The following is a 20,547-nucleotide window of genomic DNA, read 5'->3' as shown; positions in this document are numbered from 1 at the left end:
TGATGAAAAGGCATCCATCCACAGCCTGACACCGCCCGTAAGCATCGGCTGATCGTCTGAGGTTTCGTCAAGGGATTTCCGAGCCACTGGCTCTCCAGACCAACCTGTTCATCGATCAACACTCCGCCATCGGTCAAACATTCCCCTCCCTCCCCTCGTTTCATGAGCGTTCGTCTTTACGTCGGCAACCTGCCGCAGAGCTTCGATGACAAGGAACTGACAGCCCTGTTCACCGCCGTGGGTGAAGGCGTGCGTTTCAAGACCGTTCAGGACCGCGAGACCGGTGCCTGCCGCGGCTTCGGCTTCGCCAACGTCGACGACGAGAAGCTCGCTGATGCGGTGATCGAGCAGCTCAACGGTCGCGACTTCGGTGGCAACAGCCTGCGCATCGAGCGCTCCGAGCGGCGCGACTCCCGCGGCGCTGCCCCCAGCACCGACCGCCGTGGCGGTGGCGCCACCACCACCGTGGCCCGCAAGGCCGTCAACAAGGTGGTCCACAGCGACGACACCACCGAAGGAGCTCCCGATCCACGCTGGGCCGGCGAACTGGCCAAGCTCAAGTCTCTCCTGGCCAACCAGACTGCCGCCGTCTGAGGCAGACGTCTGAGCCGGGTCCCCCGTTCGCTCCCCTCAGGCCTGGTGCGTGACTGATCCAGCTGTTGATGGTCCTCGCCCGCTCCAGCACTGGTGCTGGCGGGGTCACTCGATCGGCTTCACCAGCCAGGCGCCGGAAACGGGCTCGAACAACACGTCATTGACGGAGTCTGGCCCAGCTGTTGTTGTGTTGATCCACGGCTTCGGGGCTTCCAGTGGCCACTGGCGCCACAACCTTCCCGAACTGGGTCAGCACTTTTCCACCTACGCCATCGACCTGCTGGGATTCGGCTCCAGCGACAAGCCCTGCTCCCGGCTGCGCGGGGAAACCGCCAGAGCAGGGGCCGTTGGCTATGGCTTCGATCTCTGGGCCGAGCAGGTGGCCGACTTCGCCACCTGGATCCTGGCCGCCGAGAGCACAAACCTGCCTGGCCAGGCACCCAGCCTGCAGTTGGTCGGCAACTCGATTGGTGGGGTGGTGGCCCTGCGGGCCAGTGAGCTGCTGATCGATCGCGGCCTGGCACCCCGCCAGGTGATTCTGATCGATTGCGCCCAGCGCACCCTTGATGAGAAACGGGTGGCGCTGCTGCCCTGGCCTCAGCGCGTCAGCCGCCCTCTGGTCAAGCAACTGGTGCGCCAGCGCTGGCTGATCGCCCCCCTCTTCCGAGCCCTGGCGCGGCCCACCTTCATCAGGCGGGTGCTGGCCATGGCTTATCCCAGTGGCGCCAACGTCGACGATGCTCTGGTGGAGCTGCTCTTTCGCCCCAGCACCGATCCCGGAGCCCCGGAGAGCTTCCGCGGCTTCGTCAACCTCTTCGACGACCACCTCGCCCCGGAAATCCTCGCGCGCCTGGGCTCCGTGCCGGTGCGCATGATCTGGGGCGAGCAGGATCCCTGGGAAAATCCCGCTGAAGCCAGGCAATGGGCGAAGCAGTTCGCCTGCATTCGTGAGCTGCGGCTGCTGCCGGGACTGGGCCACTGCCCCCACGACGAAGCCCCGCAGCTGGTCAATCCGATCCTGATCGAGTGGCTCAGCGCGACTGGGCAATCACAAAAGAACAGGGAAGATCGAGCAGCTTGAGCGGGCGGGGCACATAGGCCCGGTGGCTGAAGACGTCGTAGTCGAGCTGCTCGATCACCGCGAGGATGCCCCGGTACAGCCGCAGGGAAGCCCACACCGGCCAGCGGGCATCGGCTGAGAGCCAGCGCACTCCCGCTTCGGAGCGGGCAAACCACTGACGGGCCCGGCGCAACTGAAAGTCCATCAGGGCTCGCCAGTTGTCGTTCAGGGTGCCGGCGAGCAGGTCGGCCTCGGAGTAACCGAAACGCTCGAGATCCTCCTGGGGCAGATAGATCCGCCCGCGGGCGCGGTCTTCACCCACATCCCGCAGGATGTTCGTGAGCTGGTTGGCGATGCCCAGGGCCACGGCCGCGCTGGAGGTGTCCGGCCTCTCGCTCCAGGGGGCTGAGGTGTAGGCGGGATCCAGGCCCATCACCTCCTGGGTCATCAGGCCCACCGTGCCTGCCACCCGGTAGCAGTAGAGCTCAAGGTCCTCGAAGCGGGCGTAGCGGTGGCGCTGCAGATCCATCCGCTGGCCCTCGATCATGTCGAGGTAAGGCTGCAGCGGCTGGGGATAGCGCTGCAGGGTGTCGACCATCACCAGGTCGAGGGCGTCATGCACCTCTCCAGCGAAGAGAGAGCGGGTGCGTTCTTCCCAGCGATCGAGCCGCTCGGCCAGGCACTCCACCGGCAGGGCCTGAGCCTGGGGACTGTCCATCAGCTCGTCGGTGCGACGGCACCAGACATAGATCGCCCAGATCGCCCGCCGCTTCGCCGGCGGCATCAACAAGGTGCCGAGGTAGAAGGTCTTGGCCCACTGGGCTGTTTCCTGGCGGCAAGACTGGTAGGCCTCCTCCAACGTCGGCAGGGAAGGGCAGGTCACCGTGGTGGAGGCAGCCAGCACCGTCACACCGCCAGGGGGGCCATGGCACGGCTGTGGCTGACGGCCTCAGCGCAGAGCTTGCCGCTCAACACAGCCCCCTCCATCGAAGCGAGGTAGCGCTGCATCGTGTAGTCACCGGCCATGAAGAAATTGGCGATCGGCGTGTCCTGCGTCGGTCGCAGCTGCTGGCAGCCTGGCACCGTCTTGTAAACGGAGAGCGGTGTCTTCACAACCCGTGCCTTGCGCAGCTGAGCCTGGTCCTCGCCGGTGAAGTGATCCGGGAACAACCGCCGAAGCTCGCTGAGGGTGGCCTCCACGATCGCCTCGTCGCTGCGGCCGATCCACTCCTCGGCCGGCGCGAAGACCAGCTCCAGCATCGAGCGCTCCGCATCGGCATACTCCCGGCAGGTGTTGCTCATGTCGGCGTAGACGCTGAGCAGATCGGAGCGGCTGAACAGCAGGTGATCGATCGCGGTGAGCTTGCGGTCGAACCAGAGGTGGATGTTGATCACCGGCACCCCCCGGAGGCCCTCCAGCTTCTCGAAGAAGGGCAGCTGCTTCCAGGGCTCGGGCAGCAGCAGCTTGAGCGGATCCACCGGCAGGGCACTGACGTAGGCGTCAGCCTGCAGCAGGCGGGGCTCCTGCCCCTTCACGCCGGCCAGACGGAACCCGGAAACGCTGCCGTCGTCGGCCAACTCGATCTGGCGCAGGGGGCAGTTGAGATGCACCTCACCGCCCCGCTCACGGATCCACTCCACGATCGGCTCGCACAGTCGCTGGGGCGGGTTGCCATCGAGGAAAGCCATCTTCGAGCCGTTCTTCTCCTGAAGGAAGCGGTTCAGAGCCGTGAGGATCACCGTGCTTGAGATCTCATCAGGGTTGATGAAATTCAAGGCCTTGCTCATGGCGATGAAGACTTCATCATTTACCCGTTTGGGAATATTATGCAGTTCAAGCCATTCCGACCAGGAGTACTTGTCACACTCTTCGACATAATTCTGGCCACGCAGCATCGCCGGTACCAGACCCAGGCCGAACTGGATTTTCTCCGGCCAGCTCAGCATGTCGTTGTTGCCGAGAATCGCCGCCACACCATTGAGGGGTGCGGGGAGGTCGGGGAAGTCGAAGCGGCTGTAGTTACCCGGTGAATCCTTCTGATTGAAGATCATCGCGTGGTCCTTCCACTGCAGACGGTCTTCGATGCCCAGCTCAGCGAAGAGCTGCAGCATATTGGGGTAGGCCCCGAAGAAAATGTGCAGACCGGTTTCATACCAGTCGCCGTCCTCGTCCTGCCAGGCGGCCACCTTGCCACCGAGCACATCGCGCGCCTCCACGACCACGGGCGTGTGGCCCGCATCGCTGAGGTATTTGGCGCAGGAGAGACCGGCAAGGCCTGCTCCGGCGATGGCGACGCGCATGGGAAAACGAAAAGTCAACGGCAACCTTAAAAGGGCTGCCGCTGGCAGCGGCGTCCCGGGGAGCAGCCCAGAGGCCACAGAGGTTCCTAAAGTCGATGTCCGTGAGGCGTCCTGACTGCCCACGACCCCCCAGCCATGGTCGATGCCAGCCTGCTCAAGTCCACCACCCGCCACGTGCGTGTGTTCACCGCCCGGGTGGAGGACGGCCAGCTGATCGCTGATCCCAGCCAGCTGACCCTGGATCTCGATCCCGACAATGAGTTCCTCTGGGACGCGCCCGTTCTCGGCAAGGTCCAGCAGCGCTTCCGCGAGCTCGTGGCCGCCAGCGCCGGCCACGAGCTCAGCGAATACAACCTGCGCCGGATCGGCTCGGAGCTCGAGGGCTTCATCCGCCAGCTGCTCCAGGCCGGTGAGCTGCGCTACAACCCCGAAGCCCGGGTGCTCAATTACTCGATGGGCCTGCCCCGCACACCGGAGGCCTCTTGACCCGCTCCCGTTACGACCGTGGCAACGTCGGCCGGGGGAGCTACGGCCGCAGCAGCGACACCCGTGCCATGCCGGCCGCTGAGGGGCGCGATCCCTACGAAGCTTATGAACGCGCGCCCCGGGGACGGCGGACGGCTGAGCGCGGCGGTGGCGGCGGCAACGGTGGCCCGAGTGGGAACGGTGGAGCCGGTGGCGGCGGCGGCGGCAGTCCGATTCAGCTGAATGTCGGCACCATCGCCGTGCTTGCGGGTGTGCTGGTGCTCGGCATCGGCATCGGCACGGCTCTCTCGAGCAACACCCCCGGCAACCAGGGCAACATCGCCAGCAGCCAGCAGCTGGATCTGGCGGTGCCCGATCCCGAGTTCTGCAAGCAGTGGGGGGCCAGCGCCTTCGTGATGGATGTGGAGCTCTACACCACCATGAATCCGAGCAGCAGCTTCGTGACCCAGCCCACCCTGCAGCCGGGCTGCGTGATCCGTCGGGAGAACTGGAGCGTGCTGCAGAAGGAGGGCGCGGTGACCTCCGAGCAGATGCGCCAGTGCAAGCAGCGCATGAACACCTTTGCTTACATCGGCTCGATCCGCGACAAGCCCATCGTGCGCTGCGTCTACCAGACCGACATCAGCGGCAACAAGTTCCAGACCAAGGGCATTGCCGACGATGCCGCCGGCATCACCCCCGAAGGGAACCAGTTCTGATCGGGCTACCGCTTCAGGAGGCCGAGGCCGCCTGGGCCACGGCCTCCACCACAGGTGGGGCCGCCGGCCGTACCGAGGGCTGGCGCAGGGGGCTGTCAGGGCTGGCGAACACAGGCAGAACTTCGCGGCGGAAGGCCTCGGAGGCCCTTGAGCAGTAGCGGGCCGGATGGGTGATCAGCTTGAGCTGACGGCGCACGAGCAGGTCGGTGACGATCGGGCGGTGCAGGCTGCCCGTGGCCAGCTCGCGCTCGATCGAGACCACCGGCAGGAAGGCGGCACCGAGGCCCGACTGCACGGCGTTCTTGATCGCCTCGAAGGAGTTGAGCTCCATCTCGATCTTGAGGCGCTGCACCTCCAGACCGGAGCGGGCCAACAGCTGATCCACCATCTTGCGGGTGGTCGACTGGGCATCGAGGCAGACGAAGCCGAGGCGGTAGAGGTCGTCCTTGTGCAGCTCGGGCAGGCGCGCCAGGGGGTGCTTCACCGGCAGCACCAGCGCCAGTTCGTCGTTGGCGTAGGGCACCACCTGGAGCAGATCCGCCAGTTCACTGGGCAGCTCGCCACCGATGATCGCCAGATCGATCTGACCGTTGGCCACGCTCCAGCTGGTGCGGCGAGTGCTGTGCACCTGGAGCTGCACCGACACGTCAGGGTATTTCTGGCGGAACAGCCCGATCATGCGGGGCATCAGATACGTGCCCGTGGTCTGGCTGGCCCCCACGATCAGGGAGCCACCGCGCAGGTTGTGGAGATCGTCGAGGGCGCGGCAGGCTTCCTGGCACTGACTGAGGATCCTGTCGCAGTAGCTGAGCAGGAGGTGGCCGGCTTCAGTGAGCTGCGCCTTGCGCCCGCCCCGGTCGAACAGGGAGACATCCAGCTGCTTCTCCAGGTTCTGAATCTGCAGACTCACCGCCGGCTGGGTGACGTAGAGACTGTCGGCAGCTTTCTTGAAGCTGCCCTCGCTGGCGATGGCGCGCAGGATGCGCAGCTGATCGAGGGTGAAGGGCAGATCAGCCATGGGATGGGCTCTTGGCCTGGCTCCGGCTGGAAGGAAGAACTCTAAAGGGGAAACTCGTGAACCCCGGGGCCTGCGATCCCAGGCCGGGATGGAATGACACCTCCGCCAGAATCGTCGCTTCCGCTGCGGCTTCTTGGCCACGTCTCCGCCCTGCTTCCCCTTGCTCCCCGCGGATCTCGGTGCCGGCCTTGACGCCGTGCCACCCGAGCACCGATCCAGCCTGGTGATGCTCGCCCTGCTGCTGGGGTTTGCGCTGCTCCACAGCGGCGGTGCGGCCCTGAGGGTCCAGGCTGAACAGCGCGTCGGGGCCCGACTGTGGCGCCTGCTGTTCGCGGCCGTGAGTATCCCGGCGGCAGTGGTGGTGGTGGGCTACTTCATCGCCCACCGCTACGAGGGCATACGGCTCTGGAACGTCCAGGGCACCCCCGGCCTGATCCCCCTGGTCTGGGTGGGGACGGCCATCAGCTTCTTCTTTCTCTATCCAGCCACCTACAACCTGCTGGAGATCCCGGCGCTGCTGAAGCCGCAGGTGCGCCTCTACGCCAGCGGGATCATCCGCATCAGCCGCCATCCCCAGGCAGTGGGGCAGGTGCTCTGGTGCGCCACCCACCTGCTCTGGATCGGCAGCAGCTTCATGCTGGTCACCTGCGCGGGCCTGATCGGCCACCACCTGTTCGCGGTCTGGCATGGCGACCGGCGGCTGCGGGCCCGCTTCGGAGAGGCATTCGAGGACCTGCGCGCCAGCACGTCGGTGATTCCCTTCCTCGCCGTGCTCGACGGCCGCCAGCAACTGGTCTGGGGGGAATTCCTGCGGCCGGCCCAGCTGGGGATCGTCATCGCCATCGGTCTGTTCTGGTGGAGCCACCGCTTCCTGGGCCTGGCGGCAGAGGCCTTTCTGGGGGGACCGCTGGGTCGGCTGCTGGGCTGAGCGTGCCCGTGCTGCCGGGCCGGGGCCCCTGATCGCGGTCCAACACACAGCTCGGACCCACCGGGGCAGGCTGCTTACACTCCGATGGCCCGCACCCTGAGCTGGATGACGTCGGCTGCCGAACTTGCCTGGTTGATCCCCGTTCTGCCCCTGGCTGGGGCCGCCATCACCGGCCTCGGCCTGATCAGCTTCAATCGAACCGTCAACCGTCTGCGCAAGCCGGTGGCCCTGCTGCTGCTCAGCTGTGTCGGGGCGGCCGCAGTGCTCAGCTTCGCCGTGCTGGCCGAGCAACTGGCGGGGGCTCCAGCCACCGAGGTGCTCTTCGACTGGGCCAGCGCGGGCAGTTTCAATCTGCAGATGGGCTTCCGGGTGGATGCCCTCGGGGCCGTGATGCTCTCACTGGTCACCACCATCGCCCTGCTGGTGATGGTCTATTCCGATGGGTACATGGCCCATGACAAGGGCTATGTGCGCTTTTTCACCTACCTCGCGCTCTTCAGCAGCTCGATGCTGGGCCTGGTGATCAGCCCGAACCTGCTCGAGATCTACGTGTTCTGGGAGCTGGTGGGCATGTGCTCCTACCTCCTGGTGGGCTTCTGGTACGACCGTGACGGCGCTGCCAACGCCGCCCAGAAAGCCTTCGTGGTGAACCGAGTGGGCGACTTCGGCCTTCTGCTGGGCATTCTCGGGCTGTTCTGGGCCACGGGTGCATTCGGTTTCGAGGAGATCGGCGCCCGCCTGGCGGACGCCGTGGCGGGCGGCAGCCTCTCCAACGGCGCGGCCGTGCTGCTCTGCCTGCTCGTGTTCATGGGACCGATGGCCAAGTCGGCCCAGTTCCCCCTGCACGTATGGCTGCCCGACGCCATGGAGGGTCCGACCCCCATCTCCGCCCTGATCCATGCCGCCACGATGGTGGCGGCCGGGGTTTTCCTGGTGGCCCGGCTGCAGCCGGTCTATGCCCCCTTCCCCCAGGTGCAGCTGGTGATCGCCGTGGTGGGCACGATCACCTGCTTCCTGGGGGCCTCGATCGCCCTCACCCAGATGGACCTCAAGAAGGGCCTGGCGTACAGCACCGTGAGCCAGCTGGGTTACATGATGCTGGCCATGGGCTGCGGCGCCCCGGTTGCCGGCATGTTTCATCTGGTCACCCACGCCTTCTTCAAGGCGATGCTGTTCCTGGGCTCCGGTTCAGTGATTCATGCCATGGAGGACGTAGTGGGCCATGAGCCGGTGCTGGCCCAGGACATGCGCCTGATGGGCGGCCTGCGTCAGTTCATGCCCGTGACGGCGATCACCTTCCTGATCGGCTGTGTAGCCATCAGCGGCATTCCGCCCCTGGCGGGCTTCTGGAGCAAGGACGAGATTCTCGGCCAGGCCTTCAACACCTATCCGATTCTCTGGGTGGTGGGCTTTCTCACCGCCGGCATGACCGCCTTCTACATGTTCCGCCTTTACTTCCTCACCTTCGAGGGCGAGTTCCGCGGCAACGACGCGGCCGTTCAGGCCCAACTGCTCAAGGACGCCGGCAAGGTGGCGCCTGGGGCTGAGTCGGAGGGAGAGGGGGCCGGCCATGGCCACCACGCCAGCCACCCCCATGAATCCGGCTGGCAGATGGCCCTCCCCCTCGCTGTGCTGGCGGTGCCGTCGGCACTGATCGGCCTGCTGGGAACCCCCTGGCACAGCCGCTTCGCCGGCCTGCTCAATCCGCAGGAAGCGGCCGAGATGGCTGAGCACTTCTCCTGGGCTGAATTCCTGCCCCTGGCAGGTGCCTCGGTGGCGATCTCGATCACCGGCATCACGATTGCCGTGCTGGCCTACTCGCTCCACAAGCTCGATCTGGCCACCCTGGTGGCCGCCCGCTTCCCTAGCCTCAACGCCTTCCTGGCCAACAAGTGGTATCTCGACGACCTCAACGACAAGCTGTTCGTGCAGGGCAGTCGCAAGCTGGCCCGTCAGGTGCTGGAAGTGGACGCCAAGGTGGTGGACGGGGTGGTGAACCTCACCGGCCTGCTGACCCTTGGCAGCGGCGAAGGCCTCAAGTATTTCGAAACCGGCCGGGCCCAGTTCTATGCCTTGATCGTGTTCGGTGGCGTGATCGCCCTGGTGGTGCTCTTCAGCAGCTTCTGAACCGGGGCACTGTGTGTGTCATCCCTTATCTGAAGGCGACCTGAGCGGCAGGTATTTCTACACTCCGCCCAGACCTGATGCCTGCCCCCGTGCCGCTCGATCCTGCCGTTGCCACGGGCGCCCTAGGTGCCTTGAGCGACGCACCCGCCACCGTCTTTCCCTGGCTGAGCGTTTCGATCCTGATGCCGATCGCCGCGGCCCTGCTGATCCCCTTCATCCCGGATCCAGGCGACGGTAAGACGATCCGCTGGTACGCCCTTGGCGTCGCCCTGGTCACCTTCCTGGTCACCGCCGGCGCCTACCTCAACGGCTACGACCCCTCTGTGGCCGGGCTGCAGCTGATTGAGCGGGTGGAGTGGGTGCCCGATCTGGGCCTGGCCTGGTCGGTGGGAGCCGACGGGCTCTCGATGCCCCTGATCCTGCTCACCAGCTTCATCACCGCCCTGGCGGTGCTGGCGGCCTGGCCAGTCACATTCAAGCCGCGCCTGTTCTATTTCCTGATCCTGGCCATGGACGGCGGCCAGATCGCTGTCTTCGCCGTGCAGGACATGCTCCTGTTCTTCCTCTCCTGGGAGCTGGAGCTGCTGCCGGTTTACCTGCTGCTGGCGATCTGGGGGGCGAAGAAACGGCAGTATGCCGCCACCAAGTTCATCCTCTACACGGCCGGAGGGTCGGTCTTCATCCTTCTGGCAGCCCTCGCGATGGGTTTCCATGGCGGCGGCGCTCCCAACTTCGAATACACCACCCTGGCAGCGAAAGAGTTCGGCACACGCTTCCAGGTGCTGGCCTACGCGGGCCTGCTGATCGCCTTCGGGGTGAAACTGCCGATCGTGCCCCTGCACACCTGGCTTCCTGACGCCCACGGGGAGGCCACGGCGCCGGTGCACATGCTCCTGGCCGGAATCCTGCTGAAGATGGGCGGCTATGCCCTGCTGCGCTTCAACGTGCAGCTGCTGCCCGATGCCCACGCCCAGTTCGCGCCCCTGCTGGTGGTGCTGGGGGTGGTGAACATCATCTACGCCGCGCTCACCTCCTTCGCCCAGCGCAACCTCAAACGCAAGATCGCCTACAGCTCGATCAGCCACATGGGCTTCGTGCTGATCGGCATCGGCAGCTTCAGCGCCCTCGGCACCAGCGGCGCCATGCTCCAGATGGTCAGCCACGGCCTGATCGGCGCCAGCCTCTTCTTCCTGGTGGGCGCCACCTACGACCGCACCCACACCCTGCAGCTCGATGAGATGGGCGGCGTGGGCCAGAAGATGCGCAAGATGTTCGCGCTCTGGACCGTCTGCTCCCTGGCTTCCCTTGCCCTGCCTGGCATGAGTGGCTTCGTGTCGGAGCTGATGGTGTTCGTGGGCTTCGTCACCAGCGAGGCCTACTCACTCAGCTTCCGCATCGTGATGGCAGCTCTGGCGGCGGTGGGGGTGATCCTCACACCGATCTATCTGCTCTCGATGCTGCGGGAGATCTTCTTCGGCAAGGAGAACACCGAGCTGGTCTCCCACACCAAGCTGGTGGATGCCGAACCGCGTGAGATCTACGTGATCTCCTGCCTGCTGGTGCCGATCATCGGCATCGGCCTCTATCCGCGCCTGATGACCGACAGCTACCGGGCCTCGATCGAGGCCTTGGTGCAACGCGAGGAGACCTCCCTGGCGCGGATGATTCCAGCCGGCCGCCAGGGCCTGATTCGTCAGAACCCTCCCCTGGCTCTGCTCAGTGCCGGCGTGGAGCCCCGTCAGCCCCTGATGACGGCTCCGCTGCTGCCCTGAGCGAGAAGTCGACAGGGGTTACGAAACCCTGCGGATGCTGCTCACCCATCCCCGTGCCCAGGGGGGATGCCTACGCTCCCAGCCTGTTGGACCCTCCTGGACCATCAGCTCTCCAACCTTCAACCTTTCGCCTCACCCCAAGCGTCCCGAACCATGCGTCAGCTGAACTTCCTGCTGATCTTCAGCTTTGGCCTGGCCACGGTGATGTTCACCCTGGAGAACACCACCGCCACCACGGTGCACTTCCTTCCCGGGGTGAGCGCCACGCTCCCCCTGGCCGCGATGATGCTGGTCGTGGGAGGCATCGGTGCCACCGCCGCCTGGGTGTTCGCCGTCTGGACCGGCGTCGTCAAGAAGGTCGAGGAGCTGCAGGAGCAGGGCGAACGGGAGGCCCAGCAGGTGAGGATCCAGGAGCTCGAAGCCGACGTTCAGCGCTACCGGGCCACGGTGGATGCCCAGCTGAGTCTGCTGCCGGCCGCTGGCCAGAGTTCGGCCCCGAGCCCTGAATCCCAGCTCGATGAGGCCTGAACCAGGGCCCCGCTGGCCGTAAGCCCCCAGGCGGGGTACGTTTCCGGCAGATGAAATGTGGAAGGTTCTTGGCTGAAGCAGGCGCCAGGCTGGCGATTCGCCTGCTGCAAGATGCCGCCGAACGTGGCGAGATTGACCCCTGGGACGTGGATGTGATTGCCGTGGTCGACGGCTTCCTCGACCAGCTGCGCCAGAGGATCGGTGCACCCCGGCTGGTGAGCAGACCCGGTGAGGGCGGCAGCTTCGAGAACGATCTGGCCGCCACCAGCGAGGCGTTCCTGGCCGCCTCCGTGCTGGTGAGCCTGAAGGCCGAGATCCTCGAGCAGCAGACCCTGCCGCCGGAGCCGGCACTGGAGCTGGACGCCTTCGGCTTCGACGACGAGGACACTGGATCCTTCGAGCTGCTCTCTTTTCAGCTGCCGCGCCGGCCGGAGCGTCACCTGTTGCGGCGGGCCGTGGCACCACCCCCGCTGCAGCGTCCCGTCACCCTGGGGGAACTGATCCGCCAGCTGGAGGACATCGCCGAGCGGTTGGAGCAAGGTGAGGCGAGCGGGCGAACCCGCCAGCGTGGACGTCGCTACAGCGAGCGGGCGGCGATCGAGCAGGTGGCCGCCCTGGCCCACCGCGAGAAACTGCCGGAAACGACCGCCGCCCTCAGCCACTTCCTGATGGAGTGGCAGGCCGCCCGCGACTGGGTGAACTTCGAGGTGCTGGTGGAAGCCTAGGCACAGGCCGCCCCGGCGGATCTGGACCAGGACCGTGTGGGGGTGTTCTGGGCCCTGCTCTTCCTCTGCTCCCAGGGCAGGGTCGACCTTCAGCAGGAGGGCGACCTCTTCGGCCCCCTGTTCCTCAAGGGTTGCTGGGAAGGCATGGGCGCTGGACCGTCAGTGCTTCCACACGGACTGGTGCCAGCTCCCTCTCCGGCTCGGGAAGCGCAGGCCGCCTGAGGGTCTTCACTAGGCTGCCTTGAATCAGATCAGAAGGGGAAAGGTGCCCATGAAGGCCATGATTCTCGCGGCCGGCAAGGGAACTCGGGTGCAGCCCATCACCCACACGATTCCCAAGCCGATGATCCCGATTCTGCAGAAACCCGTGATGGAGTTTCTGCTGGAGCTGCTCCGTCAGCATGGGTTCACCGAAGTCATGGTCAATGTTTCACACCTGGCCGCGGAAATCGAGAACTACTTCAGAGATGGCCAACGCTTCGGCGTGGAGATCGCCTACAGCTTCGAAGGGCGCATCGAAGACGGAGAACTGATCGGTGCCGCCCTCGGTTCCGCCGGCGGCCTCAAGAAGATCCAGACGTTTCAACCCTTCTTCGACGACACCTTCGTGGTGCTCTGCGGCGATGCGCTGATCGACCTCGACCTCACCGAGGCCGTGCGCCTCCACCAGGAGAAAGGGGCCATGGCTTCCCTGGTCACCAAGCGGGTGCCGAAGGATCAGGTGAGCAGCTACGGCGTGGTGGTCACCGACCAGGACAGCCGGGTTCTGAGCTTCCAGGAGAAGCCCTCGGTGGCCGAGGCCGCCAGCGACATGATCAACACCGGCATCTACATCTTCGAGCCGGAAGTTCTCGATCACATCCCAGCCGGCGTTCCCTTCGACATCGGCGCCGACCTCTTCCCCAGGCTGGTGGCCGCCGGGGCCCCCTTCTATGCCCTGCCGATGGACTTCGAATGGGTGGACATCGGCAAGGTGCCCGACTACTGGCAGGCGATCCGCAGCGTGCTGGAAGGCAAAGTGCGCCAGGTGTCGGTGCCTGGTCGGGAGGTGCGGCCAGGGATCTTCACGGGCCTGAACGTCGCCGCCGACTGGGACAAGATCAACGTGACCGGCCCCATTTACGTGGGGGGCATGAGCCGCATCGATCCCGGTGTGACGATCGTGGGGCCGGCGATGATCGGACCTAGCTGCCACATCTGTGAGGGCGCCACCATCGACAACTCGATCATCTTTGATTATTCCCGCATCGGTGCCGGCGTGCGCCTGGTGGAGAAGCTGGTGTTCGGCCGCTATTGCGTCGATCGCAACGGAGACCACTTCGACCTGCAGGAAGCCTCCCTCGACTGGCTGATCACCGACGTGCGCCGCCAGGACGTGGTGCAGCCCTCGCCCCAGCAGAAGGCGATGGCTGATCTGCTCGGCACGGATCTGGCCCTCAGTGCGGGCGAGAACTGACCTCCGTCAGCAGCGATCCCCCTGGCGGCGAGACGCCAGCCTCGGCCAGGATCCAGGGGATGCGCTCCTCCGCCTTCACCGCCATCAGATGAACGCCCTGGGCAATGGCGCGGTACGAGCGCACCTGCTCGGCGGCGATCGCCACACCCTCGGCCGCCGGATCCGCTGACGCCGCCAGCCGATCAATGATCTGCTGGGGAATCGAGGCACCCGGCACCACGCGATTGATGAAGGCCGCGTTCCGCGCCGATTTGAGCAGGAACACCCCCGCCAGCACCGGCAGGCCCAGGGGTTCACTGATCTCGCCGCAAAAGCGGCGCAGCGCTTCGGTATTCATCACCATCTGGGTCTGCAGGAAGCGCGCGCCGGCCGCCTGCTTGCGCGCCACCCGAGCCCGCAGGCCGCTCCAGCTGGGCGACTGGGGGTCGGCTGCGGCCCCTGGGAACAGTGCCGTGGGACCATCCGGCAGCATGCCCTCCACTGGATCGAGGCCAGCGTTGAGGCGGCCCAGCAACTGCAGCAGGCGCACCGCCTCCAGCTCATTGACAGCCCGGGCGCCCGGCTGATCCCCGGCACCCACGGGGTCTCCGGTAAGGCAGAGCACATTGCGGATGCCGAGGGCGTGGGCGCCGAGCAGATCGGCCTGGAGAGCAATCCGGTTGCGGTCGCGGCAGGCCAGCTGCAGCACGGGCTCGATCCCGGCATCGAGCAGCAGGCGGCAGAGGGCAAGGCTGCTCATGCGCATCACGGCCCTGCTGCCGTCGGTGACATTGACGGCATGGACCAGCCCGCGCAGCTTGGCGGCCACTGCAAGGGTGCGACAGGGATCTCCTCCCCGCGGCGGGGTCACCTCAGCCGTGATGGCGAACTGACCGGTCTCCAGGGCCTGGCGCAGAAGCAAGGGACAGGGGATAGCTCAGGGCCCATCATGCGTCAACGGCCGCTGCTTACAGTGGGTGTGTGGAGGCGTGGGGTCTGGATGTCCGATCGAGACAATCTCATCCAGCTGCGCTCCAGTCTTTCGGAACGCGAGCTGGAAATCATCGAGCGGGTAGCGACGGGCCTGACCAATCAGGAAATCGCCTTGGAGCTGATGATCAGCAAGCGAACGGTCGACAACCACGTCAGCAACATCTTCACCAAGACCGGCGCCAAGAACCGGGTGGCTCTGTTGAACTGGGCGATGGATAACGGCAAAATCTGCCGTGATGGTTTCAATTGCTGCAATTTACCCAGCCCTGAAGGCTGAATTCTGGGCTCGATTCAGGTGCTCTGGTACGCCCCGACCGATACGGCCCTCGGCAGGTGAGGCACCTCGACGGTGGCGGTGAGGGGCTGGAGGCTGTAGCCGTCGGGTCCAAGCCCGAACAGATCGGCGTAGTCGAGGCAATCGTCGGTGTCGCGGCCGGCGAAGCGGAGCACGCCTTGGTGGTCGTAGAGGCCGATCACGGACGGACCTGAGGCAGGGGGAAGTGGGGGATTAAGGAGAAATCCTTAATGAAATCCTAGCTGATGTCGCTGTCGTTACAAAGACCGTCCGCCAACAAAGCCTGCCGATCCGCTTCAGACCAGGAGCTCCATGGGCGCCGCGCCAGGGCCGCATTGCTGAGCGCCCCAAGCCCGGTGATCTCCCGATGGCACCAGGCCGGCAGCGCCAGCACTTGGTCCTCCCGCTCCAGCTCCACTTCCGCCACCACCAGGGGCGAGTTCTCCCCCTCGAACACGTCAAGCACCCAATCACCGCCAGGCAGGTCAAGCCCGTAGCGCTCCTTGCTGAGGCTGGCCGCGGCCAGGCCCAGCAGCTGACGGGCATCGGCGACCGGGATCGCATACTCGAACTCCGCACGAGTGACGGCGGTGACGGTGGCCTTGAGGGTCAGCCAGGCCCGCCCCGCCTGCGCCGCATCGGTTCGCCCGTCCTCCAGGCGCACCCGCACAGTGACCCCATCGGCAGAAGCCTGCAGATAGCCCTGGCACAGGTGTTGCCGCCAGAGGATGTGCTCCCTCCACCCCGTTCCTCCCACGAGGAAGCGGCGCTCGATCTCCAGAGCCACCGATCAAAACCACAAGCAGTAGCCCATCCTGCCGTCAGGCCTTCGGCGAGGGTGCTCCGTTCAGTTGGCGGAGGGTTCTGAGGCAGTGAGGTCGCCGGCCCAGTGCAGCTTGTGGCTGAGGGTGCGGTAGTAGGACGGGCTCTGCTGCAGCACCACCATCAGGGCGCAGTGGCTGGAGCGCTGCACCACGCAGCGATCGCCCGGTTCCAGCATCGTGGCATGGGCTCCGTCCTTCCAGAGCTTCACCCGCCGGCTCGGCTCACCAAGGGGCCAGATCGCCAGCTGCGAGCGGGGTGGCACCACCACCGGCCGACTGGAGAGGCTCATCGGGCAGATCGGATTGACCACGATGGCATCGATTCCGGGATGGAGGATCGGGCCTCCGGCCGCCATGGCGTAACCGGTGGAGCCGGTGGAGGTGGCGATGATCAGACCATCGCCGCGGAACTGATCCACCACCTCCCCGTCGATCTCCAGCTCCAGCACGCAGGTGGGCGAGAGCTCATCGAGGAAGGGGCGGAAATAGAAATCATTGAGCGCCCGGTGCAGCCGGGCGGGCCCATCGCTGGCGGGATCCTCCTGCTCATCCCCTTCGGGCACCCCATCGCCGCGATCAACGAAGGCTTCCAGCATCATGCGGCGCTCGAGGGCGAAGCGGTCATCGCGCAGCCGTTGCCAGAGGTTGTCGTCAGAGGAGGTGGTGCTGAGCACCAGTAACTTGCGCTCATGGGTGAGGAATCCGAGGTGCCCACCCACGTTGAAGCTCAGGATCGGCACATCCAGGGGGCCGAGGTGACGGGCCGCGCCGAGGACGGTGCCATCCCCACCCAGCACCACGGTGAGGTCAGGCAGGCAAGGCTCTGTAGCCAGCAAGCCCGGGAAGGGATTGGAGCTGGCTCCGCTGCTGGCCACCGTGACCTGAACCCCCTGGGAACGCAGGTCTTCGCAGCAGCGCCTTGCCTGGCGCTGAGCCGCCTGGCTGCCGGAGCGCACGATCAGCCAGACCCGCTGCAGCTGCATGGAATCAGGCCCGAACCCAGAATCGCCAAACCGGAGGGGGAGCGGCGGGGAAGGTCACCAGCGCAACAGGTTGAAGCGCTCCATGTCGACGGTTTCGCGGTTGCGGTAGAGGGACAGAAGGATCGCCAGGCCCACGGCCGCTTCGGCGGCGGCCACGGTGATCACGAAAATGGCAAAGACCTGGCCACGGATCTGCTGGCCATCGATGTAACTGGAGAAGGCCATCAGGTTGATGTTGACGGCATTGAGCATCAACTCAATGCTCATCAGAACCCGCACGGCGTTGCGGCTGTTGATCAGGCCCCAGACCCCGGTGCAGAAGAGGATGGCGGCAAGCACCAGGTAGGCCTGGAGCGGAATATCAATGGAGGTGGCGGACATAATCAGACTTTTTCCAGCAGGGTGGTATCGTCGGCGCTGTTCTCCAGCAGCAGTGGGGTGCGCTCTTTTTCGATCAGTCCTTGATCGGCGGCTTCACCCGTGATCACATCACTGCTGAACACGTCGCGACGGGCGAGCACGATCGCTCCGATCATCGCCATCAGCAGCAGAACCGAGGCCAGCTCGAAGGGCAGCAGATAATCGCTGAAGAGGTGGATGCCGATCAGCACCGTGGCGTCATCCCCGAGAGGGGTGGGCCCCGGCACAGCCCAGGGGGTGGTGAGATCGACCCGCAGGATCAGCAGGAACAGACCGAGGCAGACGGCCCCGGAGAGCAAGCGGCGCAGGAGCAGGCCGGGGATCTCGGCCATGGCCTCTTTCTTGTTCACGAGCATGATCGCGAACAGGATCAGCACGTTCACGGCGCCCACGTACACCAGGACCTGGGCTGCAGCAACAAAACTGGCATTCAGCAGCAGGTAAAGACCAGCCACGGAGAGGAAAACACCAGCCAGCAGGAAGGCTGAATAGACGATGTTGGGCAGCAGCACCACCCCGAGTGAGCCCAGCACCAGGGTGAGGGAGAGGGCGATGAAGCAGACGAGCTGGGTGACGGACGCGATCGTCATCAGGCGTTCTCCGCGGGCTTGGCGGCTGATGCCGCCATCTCAGCCTGCACCTGCTCCGGCAGCTTTCCGGCCCTTGGCCTGGAGGGGTCGACCCCGTGGGGGTCCATCTCTCCCTTGGGCAGATAGGCCAGCTCACGCAGGGGCACCACGGCCGGATCACTGGTGACGCTGGTGGGAAGGCGACCCAGGGCCACGCTGTCGTAATTGAGGCTGTGGCGGTCAAAGGCTGCCAACTCGTATTCCTCAGTCATGGAGAGGCAGTTGGTCGGGCAATACTCCACGCAATTGCCGCAGAAGATACAGACCCCGAAGTCGATGGAGTAGTTCTTCAGCTCCTTTTTCTTGGTCTCCTTGTTCATCACCCAATCCACCACCGGCAGGTTGATGGGGCACACCCGCACGCAGACCTCACAGGAGATGCATTTATCGAACTCGTAGTGGATCCTGCCCCGATAACGCTCCGAGGGGATCAGCTTCTCGTAGGGGTATTGAACGGTGTTCGGCCTGCGGCGCAGGTGATCAAACGTGACCGACAGGCCTTGGGTGATGTAATTGGCCGCACCGACGGCGTCCTTGGTGTAGTCACCGACCTTTTGCAGGAATCCGAACATGGCGGGGGAGTCGGAGAGGAACGAAGACAGGAGCTGGGAGCTGGAGAGTTGGAGCTGAGGCTGGAACAGAGAGTTGTTGAGTCAATGATGACCGGCTGGCCGCTCAACCGCCGAAAAAGGCGGGGAAGGCGAGCTTCAGGCCAGCGGTGACCAGCAGATTGACCAGGGCGATCGGCAGCAAAAACTTCCAGCCCAGATCCAGAAGCTGGTCGATGCGAACCCGTGGGAGTGTCCAGCGCAGCAGGATGGCGATGAACACAAGCAGGTAGGCCTTGAGCACCGTCATGACGATGCCCAGGGAACCGGTGATCACCTGCACCAGAGGGGCATCCACCGACTGGCCGAGAGCGCCGGCCAGCCACTCCACCGGCAGGGGGAACCCCCAGCCGCCGAGATAAAGGACGGCCACCAGCAGGGCCGAGAGCACCAGGTTGATGTAACTGCCCAGGTAGAAGAGGGCGAACTTCATGCCGGCGTACTCGGTCTGGTAGCCAGCCACCAGTTCCTCTTCCGCCTCGGGGAGGTCGAAAGGAAGGCGTTCGCATTCGGCCAGGGCGCAGATCCAGAAGATCAGGAACCCCACGGGCTGACGCCAGATGTTCCAGCTGAGAATGCCGGCACCGCTCTGCTGGTTGACGATGTCGACGGTGCTGAGGGAGTTGCTCATCATCACGACCGCCAGCACCGCCAGAGCCAGGGGGATTTCGTAGCTGATCGACTGGGCCGCGGCCCGCAGCCCTCCCAGCAAGGAGTACTTGTTGTTGCTGGCGTAGCCGCTCATCAGCAGCCCGATCGGCTGGATGCTGCTGAGGGCGATCCAGAGGAAAACGCCGATGCCCACATCGCTGATCAGCAGGTTCTGACCGAAGGGCACCACCAGCCAGGAGAGGATGACCGGCACCAGCACCAGCACCGGGCCGAGGGTGAACAGCAGCCCGTCGGCGCGGTGGGGGATGACGTCTTCCTTGAACAGCAGCTTGAGGCCATCGGCCATCGGCTGCAGCACCCCGAGGGCACCGGCGTATTCAGGGCCGATCCGCTGCTGCACAGCGGCGGAAATCTTGCGCTCCAGCCAGACGTTGACCAGCACGCCGATGACGGCGGCCACCAGCACCAGCAGCATCGGCAGGGGCAGCCAGAGCAGATGGGCCGTGCCCTGGCTCAGGCCGAATCCCTCCAGGGTGCTGGTGAAACTGGATTGAAGGTCAAGACCAGGGCCAACCACAGCCAGAGCTGGCCAGCTGGTGGTCAAGAGAACTGGTGCCGGGTCGATCAACACCGTGACAACTCCGCGTCTCGCTGAGGTGTAGGCAACTTAAACGCCTGGCAGGGCATTGCGGGCATCCTGAGGCAACCAACTCCTGCGGCCGTAGCCGGTATAGATCTGGGTGGGGCGGTAGATGCGGTTGGCCCCCAGCTGCTCCTTCCAGTGGGCAAGCCAGCCGGCCACCCTGGCAATCGCGAAGATCGGGGTGAACAGATCCCTGGGGATGCCGAGCTTGCGGTACACGAGCCCGGAATAGAAATCGACGTTGGGGTAGATGCCCTTCGGGCCAAGGCGATCGGAGGCCACCTCCTCCACCCGCCGGGCCACGTCGTACATGGCGTCGTGCCCGAAGCGATCGAACAGCTGCTCGGCCAGGCCCTGGAGAATCACGGCCCGGGGGTCCTTGACCTTGTATTCACGGTGCCCGAAGCCCATGATCTTCTGCTTCTCCGCAATGGCCCGGTCCAGCCAGGCTTCCGCCTGGTCCTCGCTGCCGATCTGCTCGAGCATGGCCAGCACGTCTTCGTTGGCACCACCGTGGAGGGGGCCGGCCAGGGTGCCCACCGCCGAGGCCACCACGGCATAGGGATCGGTGAGAGTGCTGGCGGTGACCCGGGCACTGAAGGTGCTGGCGTTGAGGCTGTGCTCGGCGTGCAGGATCAGGCAGGCATCGAAGATCCTGGCCGCCAGCGGATCGGGCTCCCGCTCGGTGAGCATGTAGAGGAAGTTGGCCGAATAGGACAGATCGTCGCGAGGCTGAATCGGATCCTGACCCAGGCGAATCAGCTGGTAGGCAGCCACCATCGTGGGGATCTTGGCGATCAGGCGCACCACCGCCGCCTCGATGTAGGCGGGATCATCCAGGGCCCGGCGGGAATAGAACAGCCCAAGA

General features: G+C 65.3%; 22 protein-coding genes and 1 pseudogene. 11 read left to right on the top strand and 12 right to left on the bottom strand.

Features of this window, described 5'->3' with window-relative positions; all coding sequences use genetic code 11:
- The first annotated feature begins 162 nt into the window (after positions 1 to 162).
- Complete coding sequence (locus tag KBY78_RS03410; protein WP_255142356.1) at positions 163 to 594, top strand: RNA-binding protein; 432 nt, start codon at positions 163 to 165, stop codon at positions 592 to 594.
- Positions 595 to 643: 49 nt separating this feature from the next.
- On the top strand, positions 644 to 1,675 hold the full coding sequence (locus KBY78_RS03405) for an alpha/beta fold hydrolase (protein ID WP_255142355.1): 1,032 nt from the start codon (positions 644 to 646) through the stop codon (positions 1,673 to 1,675).
- Here KBY78_RS03405 and KBY78_RS03400 read toward each other — a convergent pair.
- Positions 1,626 to 2,555, bottom strand: a complete 930-nt coding sequence (locus KBY78_RS03400) for a phytoene synthase (protein ID WP_261349845.1) — start codon at positions 2,553 to 2,555, stop codon at positions 1,626 to 1,628. The genes KBY78_RS03405 and KBY78_RS03400 overlap by 50 nt on opposite strands.
- Before the next feature lie 5 nt (positions 2,556 to 2,560).
- On the bottom strand, positions 2,561 to 3,955 hold the full coding sequence (pds, locus tag KBY78_RS03395) for a 15-cis-phytoene desaturase (protein ID WP_255142354.1): 1,395 nt from the start codon (positions 3,953 to 3,955) through the stop codon (positions 2,561 to 2,563).
- Positions 3,956 to 4,090: 135 nt separating this feature from the next.
- Here pds and KBY78_RS03390 point away from each other — a divergent pair, with 135 nt between their 5' ends.
- Together KBY78_RS03390 and KBY78_RS03385 are read left to right on the top strand one after the other, a co-directional pair.
- Entirely contained in the window at positions 4,091 to 4,441 is a 351-nt protein-coding gene (locus KBY78_RS03390; protein ID WP_006172269.1) for an NAD(P)H-quinone oxidoreductase subunit M, read from the top strand.
- Complete coding sequence (locus tag KBY78_RS03385; RefSeq protein WP_255142353.1) at positions 4,438 to 5,139, top strand: DUF3172 domain-containing protein; 702 nt, start codon at positions 4,438 to 4,440, stop codon at positions 5,137 to 5,139. Before KBY78_RS03390 ends, KBY78_RS03385 begins: the two co-directional genes overlap by 4 nt.
- Before the next feature lie 13 nt (positions 5,140 to 5,152).
- Here the strand turns inward: KBY78_RS03385 and KBY78_RS03380 are convergent, their stop codons facing one another.
- Positions 5,153 to 6,157, bottom strand: coding sequence for a LysR family transcriptional regulator (locus KBY78_RS03380; protein ID WP_006172271.1), 1,005 nt, complete (start codon positions 6,155 to 6,157; stop codon positions 5,153 to 5,155).
- Positions 6,158 to 6,383: 226 nt separating this feature from the next.
- Here KBY78_RS03380 and KBY78_RS03375 point away from each other — a divergent pair, with 226 nt between their 5' ends.
- From KBY78_RS03375 to KBY78_RS03350, 6 genes and pseudogenes are all read left to right on the top strand, one after another.
- Positions 6,384 to 7,085, top strand: coding sequence for an NnrU family protein (locus KBY78_RS03375; RefSeq protein WP_050751573.1), 702 nt, complete (start codon positions 6,384 to 6,386; stop codon positions 7,083 to 7,085).
- 105 nt (positions 7,086 to 7,190) lie between these two features.
- Positions 7,191 to 9,212, top strand: coding sequence for an NAD(P)H-quinone oxidoreductase subunit 5 (locus KBY78_RS03370; RefSeq protein WP_255142368.1), 2,022 nt, complete (start codon positions 7,191 to 7,193; stop codon positions 9,210 to 9,212).
- A gap of 182 nt (positions 9,213 to 9,394) precedes the next feature.
- Positions 9,395 to 10,984 carry an NAD(P)H-quinone oxidoreductase subunit 4 gene (locus KBY78_RS03365; protein WP_399215234.1) on the top strand — a complete coding sequence of 530 codons (1,590 nt, stop codon included), beginning with the start codon at positions 9,395 to 9,397 and terminating at the stop codon, positions 10,982 to 10,984.
- 153 nt (positions 10,985 to 11,137) lie between these two features.
- A complete protein-coding gene (locus KBY78_RS03360) occupies positions 11,138 to 11,512 on the top strand; it encodes a lipopolysaccharide assembly protein LapA domain-containing protein (RefSeq protein WP_255142351.1) in 375 nt (124 codons plus the stop codon).
- Between the two features lie 50 nt (positions 11,513 to 11,562).
- Positions 11,563 to 12,459, top strand: a pseudogene (locus KBY78_RS03355) (segregation/condensation protein A).
- A gap of 49 nt (positions 12,460 to 12,508) precedes the next feature.
- Positions 12,509 to 13,693 (top strand): NDP-sugar synthase, encoded by a 1,185-nt coding sequence (locus KBY78_RS03350; protein ID WP_255142349.1) that lies wholly within the window; start codon positions 12,509 to 12,511, stop codon positions 13,691 to 13,693.
- On the opposite strand, the gene KBY78_RS03345 is transcribed toward KBY78_RS03350, so the two are convergent.
- Positions 13,674 to 14,594, bottom strand: a complete 921-nt coding sequence (locus tag KBY78_RS03345; protein ID WP_255142348.1) for a methylenetetrahydrofolate reductase — start codon at positions 14,592 to 14,594, stop codon at positions 13,674 to 13,676. The genes KBY78_RS03350 and KBY78_RS03345 overlap by 20 nt on opposite strands.
- Positions 14,595 to 14,672: 78 nt before the next feature.
- On the opposite strand from KBY78_RS03345, the gene KBY78_RS03340 reads away from it, so the two are divergent.
- Positions 14,673 to 14,942: a LuxR C-terminal-related transcriptional regulator gene (locus KBY78_RS03340; protein ID WP_006172279.1), complete on the top strand. Its 270-nt coding sequence runs from the start codon at positions 14,673 to 14,675 to the stop codon at positions 14,940 to 14,942.
- Between the two features lie 14 nt (positions 14,943 to 14,956).
- Here the strand turns inward: KBY78_RS03340 and KBY78_RS03335 are convergent, their stop codons facing one another.
- From KBY78_RS03335 to KBY78_RS03300, 8 genes are all read right to left on the bottom strand, one after another.
- On the bottom strand, positions 14,957 to 15,142 hold the full coding sequence (locus KBY78_RS03335) for a hypothetical protein (protein ID WP_006172280.1): 186 nt from the start codon (positions 15,140 to 15,142) through the stop codon (positions 14,957 to 14,959).
- A gap of 56 nt (positions 15,143 to 15,198) precedes the next feature.
- Positions 15,199 to 15,747, bottom strand: coding sequence for a CYTH domain-containing protein (locus KBY78_RS03330; protein WP_255142347.1), 549 nt, complete (start codon positions 15,745 to 15,747; stop codon positions 15,199 to 15,201).
- 60 nt (positions 15,748 to 15,807) lie between these two features.
- Positions 15,808 to 16,767, bottom strand: coding sequence for an NAD(+) kinase (locus KBY78_RS03325; protein ID WP_006172282.1), 960 nt, complete (start codon positions 16,765 to 16,767; stop codon positions 15,808 to 15,810).
- 54 nt (positions 16,768 to 16,821) lie between these two features.
- A complete protein-coding gene (gene nuoK, locus KBY78_RS03320; protein ID WP_006172283.1) occupies positions 16,822 to 17,148 on the bottom strand; it encodes an NADH-quinone oxidoreductase subunit NuoK in 327 nt (108 codons plus the stop codon).
- 2 nt (positions 17,149 to 17,150) lie between these two features.
- The gene (locus KBY78_RS03315; RefSeq protein ID WP_255142346.1) at positions 17,151 to 17,777 is read right to left on the bottom strand and encodes an NADH-quinone oxidoreductase subunit J; all 627 of its coding nucleotides are present in this window, start codon (positions 17,775 to 17,777) and stop codon (positions 17,151 to 17,153) included.
- Positions 17,777 to 18,388 carry an NAD(P)H-quinone oxidoreductase subunit I gene (ndhI, locus tag KBY78_RS03310; RefSeq protein WP_255142345.1) on the bottom strand — a complete coding sequence of 204 codons (612 nt, stop codon included), beginning with the start codon at positions 18,386 to 18,388 and terminating at the stop codon, positions 17,777 to 17,779. Before ndhI ends, KBY78_RS03315 begins: the two co-directional genes overlap by 1 nt.
- Positions 18,389 to 18,491: 103 nt before the next feature.
- Entirely contained in the window at positions 18,492 to 19,613 is a 1,122-nt protein-coding gene (gene nuoH, locus KBY78_RS03305; RefSeq protein ID WP_037981228.1) for an NADH-quinone oxidoreductase subunit NuoH, read from the bottom strand.
- 90 nt (positions 19,614 to 19,703) lie between these two features.
- On the bottom strand, positions 19,704 to 20,547 hold an 844-nt coding region (locus KBY78_RS03300; protein ID WP_255142344.1), incomplete at its 5' end, for a citrate synthase.

The sequence above is a fragment of the Synechococcus sp. EJ6-Ellesmere genome (assembly GCF_024345875.1).
Classification (GTDB): Bacteria; Cyanobacteriota; Cyanobacteriia; order PCC-6307; family Cyanobiaceae; genus Regnicoccus_A; species Regnicoccus_A antarcticus.
This window is presented reverse-complemented; position numbering and strand designations above follow the sequence as displayed.